This is a genomic window from Streptomyces sp. ActVer (assembly GCF_027270795.1).
Taxonomy (GTDB): Bacteria; Actinomycetota; Actinomycetes; order Streptomycetales; family Streptomycetaceae; genus Streptomyces; species Streptomyces umbrinus_A.
Genome location: NZ_JAPWHT010000062.1, coordinates 23,278 through 33,440 on the forward strand (window position 1 = coordinate 23,278; position 10,163 = coordinate 33,440).

A 10,163-nucleotide genomic window follows, 5' to 3' on the forward strand; every position below is an offset into this window, starting at 1 on the left:
ACCACCCCTCATCGAGGCGCTTCGCGCCGCACCAGTCAATTTTCGCCCGTCGTCGTAATGAAGAGAGCACCGTGGCCGCCGACAAGATCGACACCATCGTCAGCCTGAGCAAGCGCCGTGGCTTCGTCTACCCGTGCAGTGAGATCTACGGCGGCCAGCGAGCCGCCTGGGACTACGGGCCGCTGGGTGTCGAGCTCAAGGAGAACATCAAGCGCCAGTGGTGGCGCTACATGGTGACGTCGCGCGAGGACGTCGTCGGTATCGACTCGTCCGTGATCCTGGCCACCGAGGTCTGGGTGGCCTCCGGCCACGTCGCCACTTTCTCCGACCCGCTCACCGAGTGCACCTCGTGTCACAAGCGGTACCGTGCCGACCACCTTGAAGAGGCGTACGAGGCGAAGCACGGCCGCACCCCCGAGAACGGCCTGGCCGACCTCAACTGCCCCAACTGCGGCAACAAGGGCACCTTCACCGAGCCCAAGCAGTTCTCCGGCCTGCTCTCCACGCACCTCGGCCCCACCCAGGACAGCGGCTCCGTCGCCTACCTGCGCCCCGAGACCGCGCAGGGCATCTTCACCAACTTCGCCCAGGTCCAGCAGACCTCGCGCCGCAAGCCGCCGTTCGGCATCGCGCAGATGGGTAAGTCCTTCCGCAACGAGATCACGCCCGGCAACTTCATCTTCCGCACCCGCGAGTTCGAGCAGATGGAGATGGAGTTCTTCGTCAAGCCGGGCGAGGACGAGAAGTGGCAGGAGTTCTGGATGCAGGAGCGCTGGAACTGGTACACCGGCCTCGGTCTCCGCGAGGAGAACATGCGCTGGTACGACCACCCGGCCGAGAAGCTCTCGCACTACTCCAAGCGCACCGCCGACATCGAGTACCGCTTCCAGTTCGGCGGCAACGAGTGGGGTGAGCTGGAGGGCGTCGCCAACCGCACGGACTACGACCTCTCCGCGCACTCCAAGGCCTCCGGCCAGGACCTGTCCTACTTCGACCAGGAGGCCGGCGAGCGCTGGACCCCGTACGTCATCGAGCCGGCGGCGGGTGTGGGCCGCGCGATGCTCGCGTTCCTCCTTGACGCGTACGTCGAGGACGAGGCGCCCAACGCCAAGGGCAAGATGGAGAAGCGGACCGTTCTGCGGCTCGACCCCCGGCTTTCGCCGGTGAAGGTCGCGGTGCTTCCGCTGTCGCGCAACCCCGAGTTGTCGCCGAAGGCGAAGGGGCTTGCCGCGGCGCTTCGTCAGAACTGGAACATCGACTTCGATGACGCCGGGGCCATCGGTCGTCGTTACCGGCGGCAGGACGAGATCGGTACGCCGTTCTGTGTGACGGTGGACTTCGACACGCTGGACGACAACGCGGTCACTGTTCGTGAGCGGGACTCGATGAAGCAGGAGCGGGTGTCGCTGGACCAGATCGAGGGGTACCTGGCGAGCCGCCTCATCGGTTGCTAGCCGCTTTGCGGGTGGGCGTCTGCGTGGCTGATGGCGGCTGCCGGCTGCGGGTTCGTCGTGGCTGGTCGCGCAGTTCCCCGCGCCCCTAAAGGCGGTAGGTTGCCGCGGCCCTGAAGCAGAGGGGTCCGTGCCCCTGGGGGAGAAGGGGTGCGGACCCCTTCCAAATGCCCCGGTTCTGTCACGTCCGTAACGGATGTAATGGAACCGGGGTTTTTGCAATCCGGGGGGCGAGGGGTTCCGAAGGAGGGGGCAGACGGTCCGCAGGGGGCGGGCCGGCACCTTTCACGGGGGTACGGATGCGCAAGCAAGCAGTCATGGGCGTACTGGCGATGGCGGTGGCGCTCGGGACGGTCGGTGCCGTCGGTGCCGGGGCGTCGGGCGGGTCGGAGGAGAAGGCGGGTTCTGGGGCCGGGGTCGAGGCCAAGGGTGGTGGGGGCGGGCTGCCGGAGGCGCTCGCGCCCAGCGGGCTGCGGGCCGTCGGGCTCACCGCGGACCAGAAGCTCGTCCTGTTCCGCGTCGACCGGCCGGGGGCCGCGGTGCCGCTCGGGAAGGTCGACGGGCTCAAGGGCGACAGGTCGCTGGTCGGCATCGACTACCGCGTCCAGAACCGGAAGCTGTACGCCGTCGGGGACCGGGGCGGCATCTACACGATCCGTGAGGCGGGCGCCCGCGCCACCAAGGTCTCGCAGCTCAGCGTGGCTCTCCAGGGCAAGGCCTTCGGCGTCGACTTCAACCCGGCCGCCAACCGGCTCCGGGTCATCAGCGACACCGGCCAGAACCTCCGCCACAACCTCGACGACCCGGCCGGCGCACCGGCTCCCGGCACCACCGCCGTCGACGGCACCCTCACCAACCCGCCGGTGCCCCCGAACCCGGGTGCCACCGCGCTGGGCGTGACCGGGGCCGCGTACACGAACAACGACCTCGACGCGACGACGGCCACCACCCTCTTCGACCTCGACACCACGCTGGACCAGGTGTCGGTGCAGTCGCCCGCCAACGCAGGCAACCTCGCACCGACGGGCAAGCTGGGCGTGGACGCGCCGCTGAACTCCGGGTTCGACATCTACAGTTCGGCGCGGAACGGGGCGAACACCGGGTACGCGGTGACGGGCGGCAAGTCGTTCCGGGTCAACCTGCTGACGGGGAAGCTGAGTTCGCTCGGCTCGTTCCCGCACGGGCGGCAGGTGGTGGACGTCGCGCTGCCGCTGAATCAGGGGTGATGAGGGCAATAACTGACGTGTGACGGGAGGCAGTTGGCGGGTGGCAGCCTGGCGGACGGTGAAGTCCGTCGGCCGCCACCCGTCCTGTCCTGCCCGGTCAACTTCCTTCGGTGGCGGGCTGCTTGGTGAGGGCGGTGGGCTGGGCGGGGAGCGCGTCCTCGCCCTCGGGGGCGGACGGCTTCGAGGGCGCGTCCTTCTCCTCCTGCTCCTCCACGAACGGCAGTTCGCCGTCGAGCACCTTCTTGGCGCGGGCCGAGTCGAGGGCGCCTTCCCAGCGGGAGACGGCGAAGACGGCGACGCAGTTGCCGAGCAGGTTGGTGGCGACGCGCATCGAGTCCATGATGCGGTCCACGCCGAGGAGCAGGGCGACGGCTCCCACGGGGATGACCCCGAGCGCGGAGGCGGTCGCCGACAGGGCGAGGAACGCCGAACCCGGCACGCCCGCCATGCCCTTGCTGGTCAGCATCAGGATCAGTACGACGGTGATCTGCTGGCCCAGGGAGAGGTCCACGCCGACGGCCTGGGCGATGAAGAGCGTGCCGACGGAGAGGTAGATCGAGGCGCCGTCGAGGTTGAAGGAGTACCCGGTCGGCAGGACCAGGCCCACCGCGTCGTCGCGGCAGCCGGCGTGGCGGAGCTTCTGCATCATGCGGGGCATGACGGTCTCGCTGGACGCGGTGCCGAGCGCGAGCAGCATCTCCTCGCGGGTGTAGCGGACGAACTTCCACAGGCTGACGCCCGCGACCGCCTTGAGGGCGACGGCGAGCAGCAGCAGGAAGATCAGCGCGGTCGCGTAGCAGACGAGGATGAGCTTGCCGTACGTGGACATGACGCCGACCCCGTACTGACCGACCAGGTGGGCCGTGGCGCCGAAGACCGCGAGCGGGGCGAGCTTCATGACGAAGCCGACTATCGCGAAGACGATCTCCTGGGCCTGCTGCACGGCGGGCAGGATCGCGGGCACCTTGGTGTGGCCGAGGTGGAGCACCGCGGCGCCGGTCAGACAGGCCAGCACCAGGACCTGCAGCAGCGAGTTCTCGGCGAATGCGCCGACCGCGCTGTCGGGCAGGGAGTGCAGGATGAACTCGCTGGTCGAGGGCAGTGAGCCGCCGCCGGTCTTCTCGTCGACCGCGGAGGCGTCCAGCTTCGACGGGTCGACGTTCATGCCGGCGCCGGGCTGGACGAGGTTCCCGGCGACCAGCCCGAACAGCAACGCGAACGTGGTCGCGACCTCGAACCAGATCAGGGCCTGAGTCCGATCCGTCCGAACGCCTTGAGATCACCGGCCTTGGTGATACCGACGACCACCACGCAGAACACCAGGGGCGAGATCACAGCCTTGATGAGCCGGATGAACCCGTCGCCGAGGGGCTGGGCGGCCGTGGCGATGTCCGGCCACAGCTTTCCGACGAGGATGCCGAGGACGAGTGCGCAGGCGACCTGCGCGAACAGCGAGGTCCGCAGCTTGCGGACGGCGCGTCGCGGCAGGGACGGTACAGACGGTGGCACGGTGTTCCTCCAAGCGACTTCTGTCATGCGGAAAAGAACTTCCGCATGGTGACCGTCGTCACTATGCCCCGGTCGTGTGATCCACAGAAGAACCCGGCCGCGGATCGGGCGAAATCTTGGATGTTGCTCCAAAAAAACGGAGAGCGCGGCGCGGCGGGGGTCTGGTTCGACCCTCGCCGCGCCGCGCTGTGACCGTGTTCGGTCGGTGCTCCCTCAGGCTTCCGACGGATCCACTGTTGCCTGGTGTGCCTCCGCGAGATGCTCCTCGGCCTTCAGCCAGGGCAGGAACTGGGCGGCCTTCCGCCAGCCGCAGGTGTCGCATCTGATCGTCCGCTGCACGCCCGAGCGTTGGACTCGGACGATGTGCTCGCGGCCGTGCTGGTCCCAGCGGCTCACCTTGCTGGTGTTGATCTGCAGCATGACGCCTCCTGGTGGTCGCGCTTTGCTTGCGCGCGCTAAGGAGTGTGCAGCAAGAACAACATCAACAGGGACACAACTGTGGTGAGTTGTGTGCGAATTCCGCGCACTGTTCCCTGCGTTCAGGCGATGGTGCGGGGCAGTCGCAGGCTCAGCCCGGTGGTCAGTGCGACCCCGGCGAGCTGGACGAGAAGCGTCGTGACCAGGGCGTCCCGCATGCCGTGGCCCGGGGTGAGGGTGAGGAAGAGGGTGCCGAGCGTGGCCACGCCCAGGGCGAGGGCCGACTGCTGGGCGGTGATCATGACGCCGCTGCCCACGCCGGCGCGGGCCGGGGGGACCTCGGAGAGTATGACGCGGAAGAGGATGGGCAGTTGGAGGGCCTGACCGGCACCCGCGATGATCACGCCGGGCCAGAGTTCGAGACCGCCGACGTGGGGCCAGGAGCTCCACACCGTGAGGGCGAGGACGGCCACGCCGACCGCCTGGACCAGGCCGCCCGCGGTCACCACGCGCGTGCCCCACCGGGCCACCAGCCGCGGGCCCAGCAGCGAGACCACGAAGAAGGACACCGCCATCGGGGCCAGGGTGAGGCCCGCGCGGACCGGGCTCAGGGCGACTCCCTGCTGCAGCGCCACCGCGATGACGAACATGAAGCCGCTGAAGCCGATCGAGAAGGGGAGGATCATCACCAGGCCCCGGCGCAGGGGGAGGTTCGAGAACAGGCTCGGCGGGACCAGCGGGGTGCGCCCCAGACGCTCCGCCCGCCGCTCGACGAGATAGAAGGCCGTCGCCGCGACCGGGAACACCGCCAGGGACAGCCACGTCCACAGGGGCCAGCCCGCCGCCCGGCCCTCGGTCAGCGGGGCGAGCAGGGACACCAGGGCGATGGCCAGCAGGGCCGTACCGGGGCCGTCCACCGGCGCCGGGTGCTGCGAGCGGGTCTCGGGCACGGCCTTGGCGGCCAGGAAGAGCCCCACCAGCACGACCGGCACGTTCACCAGGAAGACCGCGCGCCAGCCGGTGCCCGCGATGTCCGCCGCGACGAGGACGCCGCCGAGGATCTGCCCGGCCACCATGGAGAGTCCGGCCGTGGCCCCGTACAGGCCCATCGCCTTGGCGCGGCGCGGGCCCGCGGTCGCCGACTGGATGGTGGCGAGGACCTGCGGGAGCATCGCGGCCGAGGCCGCGCCCTGCGCGACCCGCGCCGCGACGAGCGTCCACGCGCTCGGCGCCAGGCCGCAGGCCAGCGAGGTCAGCCCGAAGGCGACCATCCCGCCGATGAAGAGCCGGCGCCGGCCGAACATGTCGCCCAGCCGCCCGCCGAGGACGAGGAGCACGGCGTACGCGACTCCGTATCCGGCGACGACGAGTTCCAGGACCGCGTCGCTCGCGGCCAGGTCGTGGCCGATCGTGGGCAGGGCGACGTTCACGATGAAGAAGTCGATGAGGGGCAGGGCCGCGCCGAGTAGCACGGTGAACAGTCCGAGCCCGCCGAGCACGGGTGGGACGACGGTCGAGCGGGCTGTACGGGAAGCGAGGGTTTCGGTCACGCTGTCGAGAGTGCTCCCCCTCTCAGACTGGTACCAGAGTCTCTTTATCCTGTTACAAGGACTACCTGGAAACAGGGTGCGGGTGGCCGCAGGCTGGAGGCATGACGACCATGGCCGAGGAAACGGCGGTACGGGAGAACGGGGCGACCGGGTCCACCGGGGCGACCGGAGTGCAGGGGCGTGAGGCCCAGGCCCCGGGGGCCCCGGGTGCGCCCGCGCGTGAGCCGGAGGGTGCGCGTGAGTCGGAGAGCCGTGCCTCGCGCGAGTCCGACATCCGGCGCCATGAGCTGGCCGCCTTCCTGCGGCACCGTCGCGAGCACCTCACGCCCGAGCAGGTCGGCCTGCCCCGCGGCCGCCGCCGGCGCACACCGGGTCTGCGCCGGGAGGAGGTCGCGCACCTCTCCGCGGTCGGCGTCACCTGGTACACGTGGCTCGAACAGGCCCGGGACATCCAGGTCTCCGTCCAGGTCCTCGACGCCCTCGCCCGCACACTGATGCTCGACCAGAACGAGCGCGCCCACCTCTTCCAGTTGGCCGGCGCCGTCGACCCCACCCCGGCCTCGCGCTGCCCGACGATCACTCCGGCGCTGTTGCGGACGCTGGAGCAGCTGGAGCCGCTGCCGGCCTGCATCCAGAACAGCCGGTACGACATCCTCGCGTACAACCGCACGTACGGCCGTCTGCTCTGCGACCTCGACGATGTGCCGGCCGAGGACCGCAACTGCATGGTCCTCATCACCACGAACGAGCAGTGGCGTTCGTCGATCGTGCTGCTCGACGAGTCGATCCGGCTGATGGCCGCCAAGTTCCGCGCCTCGATGGCCGGGCATCTCGCCGACCCCGCCTGGAAGATGCTGCTCAAGCGGCTGCGGGCGGAGTCGGAGCAGTTCCGCGAGGTCTGGGAGCGGCACGAGGTGGTCGGCTCGCGCAGCAAGACCAAGTTCTTCGACAACCCGTACGTGGGGCGGTTGACCCTGGTCCACACCGACCTGTGGCTCGGGCCGGCGGAGGGGCCGCGGATGGTCACGTACGCACCGGCGGACGAGGAGTCGCGGGAGCGGCTGGAGAAGCTGCATGCGGTTGCTGTGGAGCGGGGTTGAGTGTTTGGTGCGGGCCCGGTGGGGGCTGGTCGCGCAGTTCCCCGCGCCCCTAAAAGAACGGGGCTGCGCCCCTGTTCTTTTGTCCCCTGCTCACCCGCACCCTCACACAACCCCCGCCGACTCCTTGATCTCGGGCGACTCCAGTCGCTGGGCGGTGCGCTCGGCCGTGCGGCGGGCCCAGGGCCCGCTCGTCAACGCGCCCAGCACCAGCACCGCCAGACCGCATGCGGCGATGATCCACCAGGCGGGGCGGGCCGCGGAGACGAAGGTGTCGCGGTAGGAGGAGGAGGAGCCGACGCCGGAGGCGAGGACCGCGCCGATCACGGCGACGCCCAGCGTCTGGCCGATCTGACGGCTCGTGGAGGCGACGGCGGCGGCCACCCCGGCCTGGGCGCGGGGCATGCCGGAGACGGCGGTGTTGGTGATCGGGGCGTTGACGAAACCGAAGCCGAGGCCGAAGAGGAAGTAGCCGATGACAAGGGTCACGTTCGCCGTCTCGGCCTCGAAACCGGCGAAGAGCACGCCGCTCGCGGTCATCGCCGTGCCCGCGACGAGAAGCGACAGGCGGGGGCCGCGGTTGCCGACCAGCCGCCCGGACAGGGGCGCGCAGACGAAGGTCATGACCGCCATCGGCAGCATCCACAGGCCCGCGTGGAGGGCGTCCAGGCCTCGCACGTTCTGGAGGTAGAGCGTCGAGAGGAAGAGGAAGCCGCCGAGCGCCGCGAACGCGCTGATCGCCACGACCGTGGCCCCGCTGAAGGGAGCCGAGCGGAAGAAGCGCAGGTCGATGAGGGGTTCGTCGCGGCGGGGCTCGTACCAGAGAAGGGTGACGAGCGCGGCGAGCGCGATACCGCCGAAGGCGAGGGTCTGGCCGACGGCGGAGGAGGGCGCCTCGATGATCGCGTACGTGAGGGAGGCGAGCAGCGCGATCACCAGGAACTGGCCGACCGGGTCCGGGCGGCGGGCCTTCGGGGCGCGGGACTCGGGCACGTACCGGAGCGTGAGCAGGAGCGCGGTCAGGCCCACCGGCAGGTTGATCCAGAAGATCGAGCGCCAGCCGACCGAGTCCACGAGGAGGCCGCCGACCAGCGGGCCCGCGGCCATGGATATGCCGACCACGCCGCCCCAGACCCCGATTGCGCGGGCACGCTCGCGCGGGTCCGTGAAGGTGTTGGTGATGATCGACATCGCGACCGGGTTGAGCATCGAGCCGCCGACCGCCTGGATCATGCGGAAGACGATGAGCGAATCGAGGCTGGGCGCGAGCGAGCAGAGGACCGAGCCGATCGTGAAGACGACCAGGCCGGCCATGAAGACCCTCTTGCGGCCGATGCGGTCCGCCGTCGAACCGGCGAGCATCAGCAGCGAGGCGAGCACCAGGGTGTACGCGTCGATCGTCCACTGCATGCCCGACAGACTCGCGTCCAGGTCCTTCTGCATGGCGGGCAGGGCGACATTGAGGATGGTGACGTCGAGGCTCACGATCAGCAGGCTCATACAGCAGATCGCGAGCACCAGCATGCGTCGCCGGTGGCTGAGCTCGGGCATGCCGACCAGGATACGCCCGCTTCGGTAGTGTGCCTAACTAATGAACGAGGTCGGTGGGCCGGGCCTGTCGGCCGCGGTTACGGGCGACTTTCGTGGCACCTGTCGGCGTACGCGACAATGGGGGAATGCCCACGCCCACATCCACGGTGAACTCCGCCCTGCGGATCGGCCCGCACACCGTCCAGCCGCCCGTCGTCCTCGCGCCCATGGCCGGGATCACGAACGCGCCGTTCCGTACGCTGTGCAGGGAGTTCAGCGGGGGCAAGGGCCTGTTCGTCAGCGAGATGATCACCACTCGGGCGCTGGTCGAGCGCAACGAGAAGACGATGCAGCTGATCCACTTCGACGCGTCGGAGACCCCGCGGTCGATCCAGCTGTACGGGGTCGACCCCGCGACCGTCGGCAAAGCCGTCCGCATGATCGCGGAGGAGGGCCTCGCCGACCACATCGACCTGAACTTCGGCTGCCCCGTGCCGAAGGTGACCCGCAAGGGCGGCGGGTCCGCGCTGCCGTACAAGCGGCACCTGCTGCGGGCGATCCTCCGCGAGGCGGTGTCCGGGGCCGGTGACCTGCCCGTCACGATGAAGATGCGCAAGGGCATCGACGACGACCACATCACGTACCTCGACGCCGGGCGTATCGCTGTCGAGGAGGGCGTGACGGCGATCGCGCTGCACGGCCGCACCGCCGCCCAGCACTACGGCGGCACCGCCGACTGGGACGCCATCGCCCGGCTCAAGGAGCATGTGCCGGAGATTCCCGTCCTCGGCAACGGTGACATCTGGTCCGCCGACGACGCGCTGCGGATGGTCCGGGAGACCGGCTGTGACGGCGTGGTCGTCGGCCGTGGCTGCCTGGGGCGTCCGTGGCTGTTCGGCGACCTGGTGGCGGCGTTCGAGGGCCGCGGGGGCGACTATGCGCGGCCGACTCTTCGCGAGGTCGCGGGCGTCATGGTCCGCCACGCGACCCTCCTCGGGGAGTGGATCGGGGACGAGGCTCGCGGAGTCATCGACTTCCGCAAGCACGTCGCCTGGTACCTGAAGGGTTTCGCGGTCGGCTCCGAGATGCGCAAGCGCCTTGCGATCACCTCGTCACTGGCCGAACTCTCCGAGGGGCTGGAGGAGTTGGACCTTGACCAGCCCTGGCCTCTCGGCGCGGACGGGCCCCGTGGCCGCACGTCCGGCAACAACAGGGTTGTCCTGCCGGACGGCTGGCTGAAGGACCCGTACGACTGCGCCGGCATCAGCGAGGACGCGGAGCTGGACACGTCCGGGGGCTGAGGGTTTGGTGCGGGCCGGTGGGGGCTGGTCGCGCAGTTCCCCGCGCCCCTAAAAGCGGGGCTGCGCCCCTGGCTTTTGTCCT

The 10,163-nt window shown here is 69.8% G+C and carries 7 protein-coding genes and 1 pseudogene; 4 read left to right on the forward strand and 4 right to left on the reverse strand.

The genetic code is table 11. The features are described from left to right. The first annotated feature begins 71 nt into the window (after positions 1 to 71). Both O3Q52_RS13350 and O3Q52_RS13355 read left to right on the forward strand, forming a co-directional pair. Positions 72 to 1,454 carry a glycine--tRNA ligase gene (locus O3Q52_RS13350; protein ID WP_269648990.1) on the forward strand — a complete coding sequence of 461 codons (1,383 nt, stop codon included), beginning with the start codon at positions 72 to 74 and terminating at the stop codon, positions 1,452 to 1,454. Between the two features lie 296 nt (positions 1,455 to 1,750). Beyond that, the gene (locus O3Q52_RS13355) at positions 1,751 to 2,677 is read left to right on the forward strand and encodes a DUF4394 domain-containing protein (RefSeq protein ID WP_269648991.1); all 927 of its coding nucleotides are present in this window, start codon (positions 1,751 to 1,753) and stop codon (positions 2,675 to 2,677) included. A gap of 97 nt (positions 2,678 to 2,774) precedes the next feature. Here the strand turns inward: O3Q52_RS13355 and O3Q52_RS13360 are convergent. The 3 genes and pseudogenes from O3Q52_RS13360 to O3Q52_RS13370 all read right to left on the reverse strand — a co-directional run bounded on the left by O3Q52_RS13360 (position 2,775) and on the right by O3Q52_RS13370 (position 6,153). Then, positions 2,775 to 4,186 (reverse strand): annotated as a pseudogene (locus tag O3Q52_RS13360) (cation:dicarboxylase symporter family transporter). A gap of 213 nt (positions 4,187 to 4,399) precedes the next feature. Next, positions 4,400 to 4,606, reverse strand: coding sequence for a hypothetical protein (locus O3Q52_RS13365; protein ID WP_055616036.1), 207 nt, complete (start codon positions 4,604 to 4,606; stop codon positions 4,400 to 4,402). Positions 4,607 to 4,725: 119 nt separating this feature from the next. After that, a complete protein-coding gene (locus O3Q52_RS13370; RefSeq protein WP_269648992.1) occupies positions 4,726 to 6,153 on the reverse strand; it encodes an MFS transporter in 1,428 nt (475 codons plus the stop codon). A 101-nt stretch (positions 6,154 to 6,254) separates the two neighbouring features. On the opposite strand from O3Q52_RS13370, the gene O3Q52_RS13375 reads away from it, so the two are divergent. Next, the gene (locus O3Q52_RS13375; protein WP_269648993.1) at positions 6,255 to 7,253 is read left to right on the forward strand and encodes a helix-turn-helix transcriptional regulator; all 999 of its coding nucleotides are present in this window, start codon (positions 6,255 to 6,257) and stop codon (positions 7,251 to 7,253) included. A 102-nt stretch (positions 7,254 to 7,355) separates the two neighbouring features. Here the strand turns inward: O3Q52_RS13375 and O3Q52_RS13380 are convergent, their stop codons facing one another. Next, a complete protein-coding gene (locus tag O3Q52_RS13380; RefSeq protein WP_269648994.1) occupies positions 7,356 to 8,801 on the reverse strand; it encodes an MFS transporter in 1,446 nt (481 codons plus the stop codon). Positions 8,802 to 8,926: 125 nt separating this feature from the next. Between O3Q52_RS13380 and dusB the strand changes: the two genes are divergently transcribed. Then, complete coding sequence (gene dusB, locus O3Q52_RS13385; protein ID WP_269648995.1) at positions 8,927 to 10,081, forward strand: tRNA dihydrouridine synthase DusB; 1,155 nt, start codon at positions 8,927 to 8,929, stop codon at positions 10,079 to 10,081. Positions 10,082 to 10,163: the final 82 nt, after the last annotated feature.